Here is a 15245-nt window from a genome sequence, read left to right as displayed (position 1 = left end):
CCCGGGCCCCTCCCGGTGCGGCACGACGGTAGGGCGGTCGGCCGGCCGTCGGCCCTGGCCGTCCACAGGCCCGGAGCCCGTCCACAGATGTCGTGACGGCCGCCCGCGGAGGTGACCGCACGGGCAGCATCTGCCCGTGCTCCCCTGCTCCTCCGCACCCGCGCCGGCCCGTGGCGTCGACCGGACCTGGACCCTCGTGTCGCACGACGGCCCGGTCGACGTGGTGGTGCACGCCCGTGACGAGGCGGTGCTGGGCGACGTGCTCCCTGCGCTGGGCAGCACGCTGGGCCAGCCCGCACCGCAGCTCTGGGCCGGGTCGACCACGCTGGCCCCCGCGACGCCGTTGTCGTCGAGCGCGCTGTGCCACGGCGCGGTGCTCGGTCTCGGCCGTCCGGGGCCACGGTCGGCGCTGGACCGGGCGTCCGGTGCCCTCGAGCTCCAGGTGACCGGCGGGCCGGACGCCGGCCGCGGCCTCGCCCTCGGGCAGGGCTCGCTGGTGGTGGGGCGGGCGAGCGGCTGCGGCCTGGTGCTCACCGACCCCGACGTGTCCCGGCGGCACGCGGTCGTCGCCGTCGCCGAGGGCCGGGTCACCGTCGCCGACCTGGGCTCGGCCAACGGCAGCTCGATCACCGGCCCCACCGGCCCGGGCGAACCGCTGGGCACCGAGGGCCGGGAGTGGCCGGTCGGGGCCACGGTGCACCTGGGCTCGACGAGCCTGCGGCTGACCGGCCCCGGCGGCGCCGTGCTCGAGTCCGCCCCCGCCGGAGGCGGACGGATCGGCATCCGGCCGCTGCCCCGCCCGGCCGTCGCACCGGAGGGCGTCTCCGTGCACTGGCCGGTCGCCCCACCGGAACCACCGCGCCGGCGACTGGGGTGGGTCGCGGTGGCCCTCCCCGCCGTCGGCGGCCTGCTCATGGCCTGGCTGCTCGCCACCCCGCACTTCCTCTTCTTCGCGCTGCTCAGCCCGGTGGTCGCGTTGGCCACCTGGTGCTCGGACCGCATCTCCGGCCGCCGCAGCCACCGTGCCGCCCTGGCCGACCACGCGGCCGCGCTGGCCCGGGCTGCCGCCCGGCTCGACGCCGCGGTCGCCGCCGACCTGGCCGCACGCGAGGAGCGGCACCCCGACCCGGCGCGGCTGGCCGTGGCCGCCCGTCGCCGCGCGAGCCCCCTCTGGTCGCGGAGCGGTGACCCGGCGCGCTCGGTGCCGGTCCGGCTCGGGACGGGCGACGGGCCGTCATCGGTGACCCGGGTCGAGCCGGACGGCAGCCGGGTCGCCGTCGCCGTGCGGCACGCACCGGTCACGCTGCCACTGGGCGGGGTGGGCGCACTGGGGGTCGTCGGGCCGCGCGAGCCGGCGGTGGGCGTCGCCCGGTCACTGGTCTGCCAGCTCGCGACCCTGCACCCACCGACCGACCTGCGGCTGGTGCTGGTCTGCGGCGCCCGGCAGCTGACCGACTGGCGATGGGCCCGGTGGCTGCCGCACCTGACCGCGGTGGTCACCCCCGGCGCGTCACTGCCCAGCTCGCTCCGGCCCCCGTCCCGGGCCACCGGGAGTGCCGACCCGGGCGGGCCGCGCACACTGGTGGTGGTCGACGGCACCCCGGACGCCGCTGTGGTCGCCGCCCTGGGGCAGGCACCCGAGCAGGTCGTCCGGCTGGACGTCGCCGGGTCCGAGGCGGCCCTCGCCCTGCCCGCTCCCGCCCGGCTGCAGGTGTGCGGGGAGACGGGCACCACCGGGCGGCTGCGCGCCCCCGGGCTGGAGCAGGAGCGGCTGCTGACGCTCGACGCCGTCGGCGAGCCCGTCGCCGCCGGGATCGCCCGTGACCTCGCCGTCCTGGCCGTCCCGTCGTCGGCCGGCGCGCTGCCGTCCGGCGCCCGCCTGCTCGACCTGCCGGGCGCCGGTGCGGCGATCGACCCTGTCACGGGCGCACCGAGCGGCTCCTGGAGCCGCGGCCGCGGGCGGCTGACCGCCGTCCTGGGGCTGACCGGGGACGGCCCCCTGGAGGTCGACCTGGTCCGCGACGGACCGCACGCCCTGGTCGCCGGCACCACCGGCTCGGGCAAGTCGGAGCTGCTGCAGACGCTGGTGGCCGGTCTCGCCCTGCGGCACCCACCGGACCGCTGCAGCTTCCTGCTGGTCGACTACAAGGGCGGCGCGGCCTTCGGGGCGGCCGCCGCGCTGCCGCACACGGTCGGCCTGCTCACCGACCTCGACGGTCACTCCACCGCCCGGGCGCTGCACTCGCTCGGCGCAGAGCTCACCCGCCGGGAGCGCCTGCTCGCCGAGCACGGGGTGCGCGACCTGGTCGACCTGCCGGCTGTGGTCGACGCCGGGCGGCTGGTCATCGTCGTCGACGAGTTCGCCACCCTCGCCGAGGAGCTGCCCGGCTTCGTGAGCGGGCTGGTGGGCATCGCCCAGCGCGGCCGGTCCCTGGGTGTGCACCTGGTGCTCGCCACCCAGCGTCCCGCCGGGGTGGTCAGCCCCGAGATCCGGGCCAACTGCTCCCTGCGGATCTGTCTGCGCACCACTGACGAGAGCGACGCCCGGGACGTGCTCGGCAGCACGCTGCCCGCGCAGCTGTCCCCCGACCGGCCGGGCCGGGCCTACCTGCGGAGCGGGAACGCCGCACCGGTGCTGCTCCAGGTGGCCCGCGTCTCCGGCGGCAGCCCGCCCGCCGACGCGGCGCCCACCGTGACCCGTTCGGTCTGGCCGGCACCTCCGGAACAGCCGGTGTGCCCGGCCGTCCCGGCCGGCGAGCCCGACCTGGTGCGCGTGGTGGCCGCACTCGGCGAGCAGGCCCGCGCCGAGCGCACCCGCCCACCGCACCGGCCCTGGTTGCCGCCCCTGCCCGACCGGCTGCCGGCCGACGCGCTCGACCGGTGGCGCACGGCCGCCGCCACCTCGGTGCTCCGGATCGGCCTGTGCGACGTCCTCGACCACCAGCAGCAGAGGCCGCTGGAGCTCGACCTCGCAGCCGGTGGCGGGTGGGCCTTCGTCGGGGGTCCGCGCAGCGGCCGCACGACCGCCCTGCGGACGGTGCTGGCCGAGGCGGTGGGGCAGCTGCAACCCGAGGCGCTGCACGTGCACGTGCTCGACCACGGGGGCGGCGCCCTCGCCGCGGCCGCCGCCCCCGGAGCGCACACCGGCACGACCGTCGGCCGGGACGACCCGCACCGCACGGTGCGGCTGGTGACCCGGCTGCTCGAGGAGGTCGACCGCCGCCGGGCCGAGGGGTGCGCCGGCGACCCGGCGCTGCTCCTGCTGGTCGACGGTTGGGAGAGCCTCGCCGCCCAGCTGGAGGAGGCCGATCCGGCCACCGGGGCCGGCGGGCTGCTCCGGCTGGTCCGGGACGGCGCCGCGGCACGGCTGACGGTCGCGCTGACCACCGACCGGGCCGTCCCGGGCAGTCGGGTGGCGAGTGCCCTGCACACCCGGGTCGTGCTGCCGCTGCCCGACCGCGCCGACTACGCCGTCGCGGGCATCGCCGCCCGCGCCGTCCCCGGGCACCGTCCGCCGGGCCGGGCCCTCGTCGGGGAGGACGCCCTCGAGTGCCAGCTCGCCCTGCCCCGGCCGGCCGGCCGCCCCCCGACCGGCTCCGCGGCCGCTGGTACCGGCCCCGGCCCACTGCGGGTGAGCGAGCTGCCGGCCGATCCCCGGCTCGACCTGCCCGACGCCGTCCCGCTGGAGTCCGGTGCCCCGCTCCGGCTGCCCCTGGGGCCCGGCGGCGACGACGGAGCTCCGGTCTGCGTCGACGTCCAGCGCAGCAACGGCCTGCTCCTCGTCGGTCCGCCCGGCAGCGGGCGCAGCTCGGCGCTGCACGCCCTGGGCCGGCACGCCCACGCGCTGGGCGCCGCCGTGCTCGAGCTGGTGACCGCGTCGGCCGGCACCACCGGGACGGAGAGAGCGAGCTGGCACCCGGAGCGGCTGGAGTGCACCGACCCGGTGGCGCTCCGGGAGTGGGTGTCACGGCAGGACGGGCGCCTGACGCTGGTCCTGGTGGACGAGCTGACCGGGCTGCCCGACCCCGTCGCCGACGAGCTCGGCGCGCTGAGCCGGCCCGGCGGTCCGGTGCTGGTGCTCGGCACCGGGACGGCCGCGGAGCTCGCCGGCTCCTTCCGGGGGCCGGCCGCCGCCCTGCGGCGCGCCCGGACGGCGCTGCTCCTGCGCCCCGGCCCCGGCGACGCCGAGCAGCTCGGGCTCCGGCTCCCCCGCACGCCGCTGCCCGCGCGCCCGGGATCGGGCTGGCTGGTCACCCCGGCCGGCGCCACCCGGGTGCAGGTCGCCCGGCACCGCGGGCCGACCGGCGGCGGGTGAGCCGGTCGCTCAGAGGAGCTCGAGGGCGGGGCCGATCTCCTGGTTGGCGTACCAGGCCAGCTCGTGGCCCTCGGCCTGGTCGACGACGAACTGGGCGTCGGCGCTGCCGAGGTCGGCCTCCAGGACCACGGCGACCGCCTTGCGCACGTCCTCCTCGGCCTCGGCCCCGTCGATGTGCGCGCTGGCGACGTCCCCGAGGGCCACCGACGTCGTGGTGCGCGCGGCGCCGGCGTCGGCGCCGTCGGCGACGATCGGGGTCACCGACGCATCCGGCACGTCGGCCGCCAGCACCACGCGGCGGCGGGCAGCGGTCGGGTCGACGTCCATCAGCCGGAGGCTGGCCCGGGCCGCTGCGATCAGCGCCGCGTACTCCAGCTCCTCGTCGTCGCTCAGCTCGTAGAAGTCACGCAGCTGGGGGGTCACCGTGAAGACCGTGAGCGGTCCCTCGAGTCGGCCCTCGTCGAGCAACCGCTGCAGCACGGTCGTCGTGGCCGGCAGGTACACGCGCACCGGTTCTTCGCCTCCTGAAGTCGTGGGACAGCGACCGTAACGTCACCGGGGCGGGGATCTTCCCGGTGCGGTCGCTCAGCCGGCCGACTCGACCAGGTAGGCGACCTCCTGCTCGATCAGGTCGGCCAGTGCGTCGACGTCGCTCACGCTGTCCCGGTCGGCGTTGAGCCCGAAGTAGACGGTGCCGTCGTAGCTGGTCAGGCCGATGGACAGGCCCTGGCCGCGGACCAGCGGGACCACCGGGAAGACCTCCACCATGCGGGCGCCGCCGGCGTAGAGCGGCACCTGCGGTCCGGGGACGTTGGTGACCACCAGGTTGAACAGCCGCCGGGACAGACCGCTGGCCGCGCGCGCCCCCAGGGCGTGCAGCGTGGGCGGGGCGAACCCCGACAGCGCGCTGAGCGTGTCGGCGCCCACCGACTGCCCGCTGGGCGCCAGCCCGCGCATCGCGAAGCTGACCCGGGCCAGCCGTACGCGGGGGTTCGGCTCCCCCACCGGGAGGTCCACCAGGAAGGAGCGGACCTCCCCCGGTGCGGCGTCGTCCTCCCCGCGCACCGAGACCGGGACCAGCGCACGCACCGACGTGCTGCCCACCACCGGCTCCCCGCGGGACAGCAGCCACTCCCGGAGTGCTCCGGTGACCGAGGTGAGCAGCACGTCGTTGACCGTGCCGCCGTGCGCCTTGCGCACCACCCGCAGGTCCTCCAGCGCCACGCGTGCCACCGCGACCCGCCGCTGCCGGCCGATCGGCGCGTTCAGCGGGCTGACCGGCGCCGGCGACACGGCGGTGCGCGCCAGCGCCGCCACCACGCCGCCGGCCACCCCGGCCCAGCGGGCGGCCGTGGCGCGCACGTCGCCGACCGCGGTGCGGGCGGTGTCCAGCACCGCCGAGGGGCGCTGCAGGTAGTCCTCGACCGCCTCCCAGACCAGGGCCACCGGGCCCGGTGGCCGCCGGGGCAGCCACGGGTCGACCACGGCAGCCGGCCGGACGTCCGGGTCGGGGTCGAGGATCACCTGGCCGATGTCGATCGCGCCCAGCCCGTCGACCAGGGCCGGGTGGGTCTTGGTCACCACCGCCGTCCGGTCGCCGGCCAGCCCCTCGACCAGGTACATCTCCCACAGCGGGCGGCTGCGGTCCAGCGGCCGAGCGGTCAGCCGGGCGACCAGGTCGAGCAGTTGCTCCTGGCTGCCCGGACGCGGCAGCGCCGACCGCCGGACGTGGTAGCTGACGTCGAAGTCCGGGTCGTCGACCCAGGCCGGGTTCGCCAGGTGACCGGGCACCTCGACGACCTTCTGCCGGTACCGGGGCACCAGCGGGAGCCGGGTGCGCACCAGCTCGATCAGCGCCTCGTGGTCCAGCCCGCCGGAGGGGCACTCGAGCACGAGGACGGCGCCGACGTGCATCGGCGTGCCGGGCTCCTCCAGGTACAGGAAGGACGCATCCAGCGCGGTGAGCCGTTCGACCACAGCGTGACCCTCCTCACTGACGGCTGGTCCACGCTACGTCCCGGTGTCCCCGGCCCGGCACACCGCCCTCCCGGCAGCCCCGGTCACCGGGAGCGGCGGCCCCGCCGACCGGGCACCGCCGGCACGCCGGCGAGCTCCGCGGCCAGCGCGCGCAGCCCGGCCCGCAGCGGCGACCCAGCGGCCACCTCCGCCAGCGTGCGCCCACCCGCCAGGGCCGCATCGGTGGCCCGCCGGTCGGCCGGCAGGAAGGCGCGGACCTCCTGGCCGGCGAACCGCTGCAGCGCCGACGCGATCTCCTGGCGCGCGTCGCCGGGCACCGGCCCACGGCGCAGCTGGTTGACCACCACCTGCGGCGAGACGTCGGGCAGCACGTCGCGGAGCTCGGCCAGCGCCCGCACGGTGCGCTGCAACGCCACCGGGTCGGCGCCGCTGACGCAGAGCACCTCGTCCGCGGCGGCCAGGACGGTCAGGGTCGCGCCGTTGCGTCGCGGTGCCGCGGTGTCGAAGGCCAGCTCCTCGTCCTCCTCCAGCGAGAAGCCGCAGTCCACGACGGTGAGCGTGCACAGCCGGCGGGCCTCCTCCAGCAGCACGTCGATGCCCTGCGGCCGCAGTTCGGGCCACCGGTCGGCGCGGGTGAGCCCGGTGAGCACCCGCAGCTGCGGGGTCACCGCCCAGGCCAGCCGGGCCAGCGCAGCGACGTCCAGCGTCCCGGCCGTCGCCTGCCGGACCGCCGCCACGATCCCCGGCGACTCGTCCAGCAGCCCGAGCAGCTGGGCGACCACCCCGCCGTAGACGTCGGCGTCGACCAGCAGCGTCGGCGCGTCCAGCCGGGCGGCCTCGTCGGCGAGCCCGACCGCCACCGTCGTCCGGCCGGGTGCGCCGGTCGGTCCCCAGACGGCGACCACCCGGCCCCGGCCGCCCGGGCGGGTGGGTGGCTCGGGCGGGAGGCCGAGCACCGGCAGCGCGGCGCGGGGGTCGCCCACGTCGTGCCCGGGTGAAGGAGCACCCGACACCGCGGCGCGCAGCGCCTCGGCGATCTCCTCGGGTGGGGCGTCGGCGGGGAGCACCCGGGCCACGCCCAGCTGGCGGAGGCGGTCGGCGGCCCTGTCGTCGCCCGGCTCGACCAGCCCGACGACGGCGATCCCGGCCGCGGTCAGCCGGGCCACCGCGGCGCCGTCGAGCCGGCGCAGCTCGGCCGACAGCAACGCGGCCTGCCCGGTGCCGGTGGTCGCCGCGGCCAGGAGGTCGGCGACGTCGACGCACCGGCGGACGACGGTGACCCCGTGGTCCTGCCGGTCCAGGGCACCGACCAGCTCGGACTCCCAGGCCGCGCCGGTGACCGCGGTGAAGACCTGCAGCGCCATCAGCCGGTCGGCCCCGCCGGGCCGGCGCCACCGGTCGTGGCGTCCCCGGCTCGACCTGTCGCGTCGTCGACGGTGGCGCGCACGACGACCACCAGGCCACGGCCGCCGATGGCCGCCAGCACCTCCGCGGCGTCGTCGGCCGGCACCGAGACCACGACCTGGACCGTGGTGCCGGCGGTGGACAGGACGCCGTCACCGCGCCCGGTGACCGCCTGGACCGGGGCGCCGGAGAGCACCAGGTCGACGTCCCCGCCGGTCGCGGTGGCCGCGCCGACGGCCGGGTCGGCGACCGCGTAGACGTCGATCAGCTGGCCGCGGACCAGCTGCGGTGGCACGTAGCCGGCCTGCACCGGGAGCGCGAGCTGCACCAGGTCGGCGGGCTCCTCCAGGGCCGAGCGCGGCAGCAGCTCCCCGTCCCGGACGGCGCGGGCCAGCACCCGGCCCGCTGGGCGGGTGCTGGTGGCCAGGTACGCCGAGGCGACGTCGTCCAGCCGGACCTGCACCGCGACCAGGTCGTCCGCACCGAGCACCGTGCCGGCCGCCAGGTCACCGGCCGCCGACCAGACCGGGACCGTCGCGTCGGCCGCGGTCACCACCCGGGCACCCAGCAGGACCGACCCGAGCACCAGCAGCACGCCGAGCACGAGGCGGAGGTCCAGCCAGCGGGGTGGCCGCACCCGGCGTGGCGCCGAGCTGGCCGGCACGGCCGCCGAGGGTGCTGCGGGCGCCGCAGTGGACGTGCTCATCGGTCGGTCATCCCTCGCCCTGTCTGCCGTGCCCCGTCTGCCGCACCGCGGTGTGCGACAGCCCGCCCGACCTCGTGGTCCTCGGTCGCGGAGGGAGATCATGACCGAGGGGCCGGGCGCCGCGCAGGCGTCGTCCACACCTTCGGGTGGACGACGCACCCCGATGTCACCCGGCTGCCACACTGGCGGGCACCTTCGACGGGAGAACACGGACCCTCATGGCCACCCAGCGCTTCCTCACCCTCGACGACGTCGCGGAGATCCTGAACGTCTCCTGGTCGCAGGCCTACGCGCTGGTGCGTCGCAAGGAGCTCATCGCCATCCAGATCGGCGGCCGTGGGCAGTGGCGGGTGGAGAAGGACGAGCTGGAGCGCTTCATCCAGCAGAAGTACGCCGAGGCCCGGGCCACCGCCGTCGCCGAGGAGCCGGTCGGCGAGGACGCCGAGGTCGACTCCCCCCGCTGACCCACCGGGCCCGGCGGAGGTGACGCCGCCGCGTCGGCTCAGCCGGCGGCCAGGGCGGTCCGGACGGCGACCACCGCCGGCAGGGGCAGCGCCCGCACGCCCGTGACGGCCCCACGCCGCCGCGGCTGGTCCAGCGGGTGCTCGGCCAGCTCCACGAAGTCGGCACCCACCCGGTCGATGGTGCCGGTCGGCGCGGTGCCGTCGGCGAGCAGCACCTGCACACCCACCCGGTCGCGCGCCAGACCGCGCAGCGCGCGCCGCAGGTCCAGCGCCCGCGCCACCGAGCCCTCCTCGACCGCCTGCGCGGTCAGCGCGGCCAGTCCGGTGACCGAGCAGACCGCGGGCAGCGCCACCAGCACTTGCCTCTCCTGCGCGTCGGTCAGCAGCAGCCAGTCGGCGCCGACGTCGGTGAGCCGGCCGCTGAGCTGACCGGCTCCGGTGCAGCCGATCGTGAGCTCCTGCCCGTGCGCCCCGCGGAGCCGGTCGGCGAGCCGCACCCGCCCGTGCTCCGCCCGGGCGCGCGAACCGTCCTCGGCCCGCTCGGCGAGCGCCTCCTGCTCGGCCACCTGGGCCTCGAGGTCGGCGAAGAGCTGCTCCCAGCGCATGACCGGCAGCGTAACTGTCCACAAGTCCATGCGTTTGGTTGCGTTTGCTTGCGTTGGTGGTGTTTGGTCACTGCGACGAGAGGAGGCGCTGTGCCGTTGCCACGCTGGATGGGGACGACGGCCGCCGTGTGCGGTGCCGGCTGGCTGCTGGCCGCCCTCGGCGCCGCGCCGGCCGAGCTCCGGGCGGCCGCGCAGGCGCCTCAGCAGCTGGTCGACACGGCCGGCGCGGACGCCCTGGTGGTGGTCGTCGTCACCGCGCTCGCCTGGCTGTGCTGGGCGTGGGGCGCGCTCGGCCTGCTGCTCACCGCCGCCACGGCCGTGCCCGGCTGGGCCGGCCGGCTGGCCGGCGTCCTCCTCTCCGGAGTGCTGCCGGCCGGCGCCCGCCGAGCCGCCGCACTGGCGATCGGGGTCGGGCTCAGTGCCACCGCGCCCCTGACCGCGCCGGCCGGGCCGCCCACCGTCGCGCTGACCACGGTGGCCGCCGACCGCCCGGCCGGCGACCTCCCGGTGCTCCTCGACGGGCCCGCCGGGCTCGACTGGCCGACTGCACCGTCGTCCGCGCCGGGAGCCCCCGACCGGCCCCCCGCGCCCTCGACCGGGCCGCGGGTACCGGACTGGCCGGCCGCACCCGCCGGCCACGTCGTGCTCCGCGGCGACTGCCTCTGGGACATCGCCCGGGACCACCTGGTCCGCACCGGCGCCCCAGTCACGGACGCGGACGTCGCGACAGCCGTGCAGGCCTGGTGGCACGCCAACGCGGCCGTGATCGGCCCGGACCCCGACCTGCTGCTGCCCGGTCAGGTGCTGCACCCACCACCGCCGTGATCTCCGGACGCACCCGGCAGCCGCCCGCCCACAGCCCCCACCGCCCATCCCGCACGCCCAGGAGACCCGCATGACCGCTCCCCTGTCCTCGACGCCACCGGCGCCGGTCGACCCCGCGCGCAGCACGCCGGGCCGTCGGGTGCACCTGACCGTGGTCCGCACGCCGGGTCCGCCCCTGGCCGACGAGCGGGTGCCGGTGCGGCTGCTCGTCCCGGGGCGACGCACCACCCGACCGGTGCCGCCACCCGGTCCCCGGCCCCGGCTGGACGCCCAGCCGGTCGACGCGGGTGACGACTTCGGGCCGGCCTGGTCCCGCCGGGCCGACCTGCCCGATCCGCAGGCGGTGGGCCGCCAGGTGGTCACCTCGGCGCTGGAGGCGTTCGCCGGCCGCCGGCCGATCGGTCAGCTCCAGGCGCTGGTCAGCCCGCCGTTGTTCACCGCGCTCACCCAGCGGCGCCGCCCCCGGTGGTGCAGCGAGGGGACGGCGCCCCTGGTGATCAGCTCGGTGCGGGTCTGCGAGCCGGTGGACGGGGTGGCCGAGGTGAGTGCGGTGGCCCGCCGGGCCGGCCGGGCGCACGCCGTCGCCGCCCGGCTGGAGGGCCTCGACGGTCGCTGGCGCTGCACCGCCCTGCAGATCGGCTGAGTGCACACCCGGTCCTGCTCGAGAAGCAGCCTGTCGACCCGACCACAGCAGGACGCCCCGCCGACCAGTCGGTCGGCGGGGCGTCACCGCAGCGTCCCGCCGGGGTGGGCGGGTGGTGTTCGATCAGGCGTTGCCCACAGCGCCGTGGCACTGCTTGAACTTCTTGCCCGACCCGCACGGGCAGGGCGCGTTGCGCGGGGTCTCCTTGGTGCCGGTGACCGTCGCGGTCTTCGCTGCCTTGGCCCGGCCGCCGTCCTTGGCCGAGGTGTCCAGGCTCGGGGCGCTGTAGCTCAGCTGCTGCTGCTTCGGCGCCTCCAGGCCCTTGACCTGCAGCTCCGGCCCGGTGCCGGCCGACGCGGGCTCGGCCACCGGCTCGGCCGTCGTGGTGGCGGCCGCCGCGGGCGCCGGCTTGCGGGTCCGCCGGGCGGCGCCCGCCGTCGTCCCACCACCGTTGGACGCCGCCGCCGGTGCAGTGCCGTCGCCGTCCGCCGCCGGGGTGGCGCCGTCCCCGTCGGACGACGGCTCGGCGACCGGGGCAGCCGGCGCGGCCTGCGCCGCGGCCGCCGCCGCGGCGGCCTGCCGGGCGAGCACCCGCTCGGTGCCGGCCTGCGCCTTGGCCAGCGCGTCGGCCTCGGCAGCGGCCTGCTTCTGCGCCGCCTCCGCCGCCTGCTGCTCCTTGGTCTTGACCTCGAGGTTGAACAGGAAGCCGACGGACTCCTCCTTGATGCCGTCGAGCATCGCGTTGAACATGTCGTAGCCCTCGCGCTGGTACTCCACGACCGGGTCGCGGTTGGCCATCGCGCGCAGGTGGATGCCGGCCCGCAGGTAGTCCATCTCGTAGAGGTGCTCGCGCCACTTGCGGTCCAGCACCGACAGCAGCACCCGCCGCTCCAGCTCGCGCATGACCTCCGAGCCCAGCGTCTGCTCGCGGGTCTCGTAGGCCGCGTGGACGTCGGCCAGCAGCTCGTCGGCCAGCACGTCGGCGGTCAGCGCCGCCTGGTCGCCGTCGGCCACCCGGTCCAGCAGCTCCTGCCGGTCCAGGCCGACCGGGTAGAGCGCCTTGAGCCCGGTCCACAGCTGCTCGAGGTCCCAGTCCTCGGCGTAGCCGGCCTCGGTGGCGCCCTTGACGTAGGCGGTGACCACGTCGTCGACCATGGTGCGCACCTGCTCGTGCAGGTCCTCGCCGTCGAGCACCTTGCGGCGCTCGTCGTAGATGACCGTGCGCTGCCGGTTGAGCACCTCGTCGTACTTCAGGACGTCCTTGCGGACCTCGAAGTTCTGCTGCTCCACCTGGGTCTGCGCCGAGCGGATCGCCCGGCTGACCATCTTGGACTCGATCGGCTGGTCGTCGGGGACGCGCAGCGTCGTCATCATGTTCTCGAGCATCGGCCCGTTGAACCGGCGCATCAGGTCATCGCCCAGCGACAGGTAGAACCGGGACTCGCCCGGGTCGCCCTGACGCCCGGCACGGCCACGCAGCTGGTTGTCGATGCGGCGGCTCTCGTGCCGCTCGGTGCCCAGCACGTACAGCCCGCCGGCCTCGGCGACCTGGTCGTGCTCGGCCTTCACCTGCGCCGTGGCCGCGGCCAGCGCGTCGTCCCAGGCGGCCTCGTACTCCTCCGGCGTCTCCGCCGGGGACAGGCCCTTCGCGCGCAGCTGCTCGTCGGCGATGAACTCGGCGTTGCCGCCGAGCTGGATGTCGGTGCCGCGGCCGGCCATGTTGGTCGCCACGGTGACCGCGCCGAGCCGGCCGGCCATCGCGATGATCGACGCCTCTCGGGCGTGGTTCTTGGCGTTCAGCACCTCGTGCGGGATGCCCCGCTTGAGCAGGTACTTCGCCAGCACCTCGGACTTCTCCACGCTCGCGGTGCCGGCCAGCACCGGCTGGCCCGCCTCGTGCCGCTCGGCGATGTCGTCGACGACGGCGTCGAACTTGGCCTTCTCCGTCTTGTAGATGACGTCGGCGCGGTCCTCGCGGATCATCGGCCGGTTCGTGGGGATCGGCACGACGCCCAGGGAGTAGGTCTGGGAGAGCTCGGCGGCCTCGGTCTGGGCCGTGCCGGTCATCCCCGACAGCTTCTCGTAGAGCCGGAAGTAGTTCTGCAGCGTGATCGTGGCGAGGGTCTGGTTCTCGTCCTTGATCTGCACCCGTTCCTTGGCCTCGATGGCCTGGTGCATGCCCTCGTTGTAGCGCCGCCCGGCCAGCACGCGGCCGGTGTGCTCGTCGACGATGAGGACCTCACCGTTGGTGACGATGTACTGCTGGTCCTTCTTGAACAGCTCCTTGGCCTTGAGGGCGTTGTTCAGGTAGCTGATCAGCGGGGTGTTGGCCGCCTCGTAGAGGTTGTCGATGCCGAGCTGGTCCTCGACGAACTCCACGCCCTCCTCGGTGATGGCGACCGTGCGCTTGGCCTCCTCGACCTCGTAGTGCCGGTCGCGCTTCATCAGCGGGGCGATCCGGGCGAACTCCCCGTACCACTTGGCGCTGGTCTCGGCCGGGCCGCTGATGATCAGCGGGGTGCGGGCCTCGTCGATGAGGATCGAGTCGACCTCGTCGACGATGGCGAAGGCGTGCCCGCGCTGCACCAGGTCTGCCTTGCTCCAGGCCATGTTGTCGCGCAGGTAGTCGAAGCCGAACTCGTTGTTCGTCCCGTGGGTGATGTCCGCGGCGTACTGCTGGCGGCGGGTCGCCGGTGGCTGGCCGGAGACGATGGTGCCGACGGTCAGGCCGAGGAAGCGCTGCACCCGGCCCATCCACTCGGCGTCGCGCTGGGCCAGGTAGTCGTTGGTGGTGATCACGTGCACGCCGTCGCCGCTCAGGGCGTTGAGGTAGGCCGGCAGCACACCGGTCAGGGTCTTGCCCTCACCGGTCTTCATCTCGGCGATGTTGCCCAGGTGCAGCGCCGCACCGCCCATCAGCTGCACGCGGTAGTGCCGCTGGCCCAGCGTGCGGGTCGAGGCCTCGCGGACCACGGCGAACGCCTCGGGGAGCAGCTGGTCGAGGGTCTCCCCGTCGGCGTACCGCTGCTTGAACTCGTCGGTCTTCGCGCGCAGCTCGGCGTCGGTCAGATCGGTGACGTCGGGCTCGAGAGCCTCGACCGCATCGGCGATCTTGGACAGCCGTCGGACGATCTTGCCCTCACCGGCACGCAGGATCCTGTTGAACACCACGACCCCAGCGTAGGCGGCCGACCCGGTGAGCGGTCCCGGCGCGGCCGAGGGCACTACCCGGACCGGCTGGTTCCGTACCCTCCGCGGGCGTGTCCCCCGACTCCTCCCCTCCCGCCGACCTCTTCGGCCCCGGGCTGGTGGCCTTCTTCACCGAGCGCCACCTGGCCACGGTCACCACGCTGCGCGCCGACGGCAGCCCGCACGTCGTCCCGGTCGGGGTCACCCTCGACCCCGCCACCGGGACGGCGCGGGTGATCACCTCCGGGACGTCGGCCAAGGCCCGGCACGTGCGCGCCGGGCAGTCCCGGGTCGCGGTCTGCCAGGTCGACGGCCGGTGCTGGGCCACCCTCGAGGGGACGGCGGTGGTGCGCGACGACGCCGCCGCGGTCGCCGACGCCGAGGCGCGGTACGCCGCGCGGTACCAGCAGCCGCGGGTCAACCCGGCCCGGGTGGTGCTGGAGATCTCGGTGGACCGGGTGCTGGGCAACGCGGAACGCTGGCGCGCCCCGGTGGAGGACGAGGCGGAGGAGGCGCAGTGACCGAGCTGGACCTGAGCGGCATCGACCTGGTGACCGAGGTGGTGCGCACCGAGCGGCTGGTGCTGCGCCCGTTCCGGGACGACGACGTCGACGCCGTGCTCGCCGCCTGCCAGGACCCCGAGATCGGCCGCTGGATCCCCGCGGTGGGCCCGCGCTACACCCGGGAGGACGCCGTCTCCTGGGTGACCCGGGAGGCGCCCGGTGAACGCCGGGCCGGCACCGGGCTGACGGTGGCCATCGAGGCCGACGGCCGGCTCGTCGGCTCGACCGGCGTGCACCGGATCAACCAGCACCCACTCGGTCCGGAGGTCGGCTACTGGATCGCCGGGGAGGCCCGTGGGCGGGGCTACGCGGTCGAGGCGGCGCACGCGATGGCCGAGTGGGCCCTCGGGCTCGGCGCCCCCCGGGTGTACCTGGTCGCCGACGTCGCCAACCTCGGCTCGCAGTCGGTCGCCCGCCGGGCGGGGTTCACCCAGGAGGGCGTGCTGCGCTCCTACCTGCACTACCGGGACGGGAGCACGGCCGACGCGGCGCTCTTCTCCCGTCTCCCCGGCGACTGACGAGGGGCCGGCTCGCGGCGGGAGGCCGACACGGGC

At 76.4% G+C, this 15245-nt stretch carries 12 protein-coding genes; 6 read left to right on the top strand and 6 right to left on the bottom strand.

Annotated features, from left to right (window positions below):
- Window positions 1–136 precede the first annotated feature (136 nt).
- A complete protein-coding gene (locus ACJTNH_RS03800) occupies window positions 137–4315 on the top strand; it encodes an FtsK/SpoIIIE domain-containing protein (RefSeq protein WP_458172944.1) in 4179 nt (1392 codons plus the stop codon).
- A 9-nt stretch (window positions 4316–4324) separates the two neighbouring features.
- On the opposite strand, the gene ACJTNH_RS03795 is transcribed toward ACJTNH_RS03800, so the two are convergent.
- From ACJTNH_RS03795 to ACJTNH_RS03780, 4 genes are all read right to left on the bottom strand, one after another.
- Window positions 4325–4825: a DUF6912 family protein gene (locus tag ACJTNH_RS03795; protein WP_458172943.1), complete on the bottom strand. Its 501-nt coding sequence runs from the start codon at window positions 4823–4825 to the stop codon at window positions 4325–4327.
- A 75-nt stretch (window positions 4826–4900) separates the two neighbouring features.
- Window positions 4901–6292 carry a WS/DGAT/MGAT family O-acyltransferase gene (locus tag ACJTNH_RS03790; RefSeq protein ID WP_458172942.1) on the bottom strand — a complete coding sequence of 464 codons (1392 nt, stop codon included), beginning with the start codon at window positions 6290–6292 and terminating at the stop codon, window positions 4901–4903.
- A gap of 83 nt (window positions 6293–6375) precedes the next feature.
- Window positions 6376–7656: an AAA family ATPase gene (locus ACJTNH_RS03785; protein ID WP_458172941.1), complete on the bottom strand. Its 1281-nt coding sequence runs from the start codon at window positions 7654–7656 to the stop codon at window positions 6376–6378.
- On the bottom strand, window positions 7656–8402 hold the full coding sequence (locus ACJTNH_RS03780) for an SAF domain-containing protein (RefSeq protein ID WP_458172940.1): 747 nt from the start codon (window positions 8400–8402) through the stop codon (window positions 7656–7658). The genes ACJTNH_RS03785 and ACJTNH_RS03780 overlap by 1 nt, the downstream gene beginning before the upstream one ends.
- 218 nt (window positions 8403–8620) lie before the next feature.
- Here ACJTNH_RS03780 and ACJTNH_RS03775 point away from each other — a divergent pair, with 218 nt between their 5' ends.
- Window positions 8621–8866, top strand: coding sequence for a helix-turn-helix domain-containing protein (locus tag ACJTNH_RS03775; RefSeq protein ID WP_458172939.1), 246 nt, complete (start codon window positions 8621–8623; stop codon window positions 8864–8866).
- Between the two features lie 38 nt (window positions 8867–8904).
- On the opposite strand, the gene ACJTNH_RS03770 is transcribed toward ACJTNH_RS03775, so the two are convergent.
- Complete coding sequence (locus ACJTNH_RS03770; protein WP_458172938.1) at window positions 8905–9471, bottom strand: hypothetical protein; 567 nt, start codon at window positions 9469–9471, stop codon at window positions 8905–8907.
- A gap of 90 nt (window positions 9472–9561) precedes the next feature.
- Here ACJTNH_RS03770 and ACJTNH_RS03765 point away from each other — a divergent pair, with 90 nt between their 5' ends.
- Both ACJTNH_RS03765 and ACJTNH_RS03760 read left to right on the top strand, forming a co-directional pair.
- Window positions 9562–10296 carry a LysM peptidoglycan-binding domain-containing protein gene (locus tag ACJTNH_RS03765; protein ID WP_458172937.1) on the top strand — a complete coding sequence of 245 codons (735 nt, stop codon included), beginning with the start codon at window positions 9562–9564 and terminating at the stop codon, window positions 10294–10296.
- A gap of 70 nt (window positions 10297–10366) precedes the next feature.
- Window positions 10367–10939, top strand: coding sequence for an Rv3235 family protein (locus ACJTNH_RS03760; RefSeq protein ID WP_458172936.1), 573 nt, complete (start codon window positions 10367–10369; stop codon window positions 10937–10939).
- 123 nt (window positions 10940–11062) lie between these two features.
- Here ACJTNH_RS03760 and secA read toward each other — a convergent pair whose 3' ends face one another.
- Window positions 11063–14110: a preprotein translocase subunit SecA gene (gene secA / locus ACJTNH_RS03755; protein ID WP_458172935.1), complete on the bottom strand. Its 3048-nt coding sequence runs from the start codon at window positions 14108–14110 to the stop codon at window positions 11063–11065.
- Between the two features lie 89 nt (window positions 14111–14199).
- Here secA and ACJTNH_RS03750 point away from each other — a divergent pair, with 89 nt between their 5' ends.
- Together ACJTNH_RS03750 and ACJTNH_RS03745 are read left to right on the top strand one after the other, a co-directional pair.
- The gene (locus ACJTNH_RS03750; RefSeq protein WP_458172934.1) at window positions 14200–14649 is read left to right on the top strand and encodes a TIGR03618 family F420-dependent PPOX class oxidoreductase; all 450 of its coding nucleotides are present in this window, start codon (window positions 14200–14202) and stop codon (window positions 14647–14649) included.
- Window positions 14646–15209, top strand: a complete 564-nt coding sequence (locus ACJTNH_RS03745) for a GNAT family N-acetyltransferase (RefSeq protein WP_458172933.1) — start codon at window positions 14646–14648, stop codon at window positions 15207–15209. The genes ACJTNH_RS03750 and ACJTNH_RS03745 overlap by 4 nt, the downstream gene beginning before the upstream one ends.
- Window positions 15210–15245: the final 36 nt, after the last annotated feature.

The organism is Modestobacter lacusdianchii (genome assembly GCF_054177765.1).
The sequence above is the reverse complement of the archived record's forward strand: the minus strand, read 5'-3'. Positions and strand labels throughout refer to the sequence as shown.